Genomic DNA, 330 nt, shown 5'->3' with positions numbered 1-330 from the left:
CAAATCACAAATGCAGAGAAGCACGAGGGCTATGGCTTAAGCCACATTATCGACAAACACCCCGAACTAGACTTGCACAAAATCCCTGAAATCATAGAAAAGGGAGAAATCGTAGAAAATGCAGGGGTAAAAACGATAATTTTTAAAGAGGGGGAAAGTGAATTTAGAATCGGGTTATCAAAAGGATTTAACGGCAAAGGGGAAAATGAATGGATAGTAACGGCGTATGAGAGAAGCCACCCAGCGCAGAATTTCGACCAAGTCGCTAGCAAAGTGCAAAATGGAAACAATCTTTTTGCAAGTGGCGATGAACAAATTATACAACACACT

At 40.9% G+C, this 330-nt stretch carries 1 protein-coding gene; it reads left to right on the top strand.

Going from position 1 to position 330, the window contains the following annotated elements:
- Positions 1-330, top strand: a 330-nt coding sequence (locus tag ACWIX0_RS14360) for a putative barnase/colicin E5 family endoribonuclease (RefSeq protein ID WP_454174639.1), incomplete at both ends; no start/stop codon positions are given.

The sequence above is a fragment of the Helicobacter sp. T3_23-1059 genome (assembly GCF_053654515.1).
This window is presented reverse-complemented; position numbering and strand designations above follow the sequence as displayed.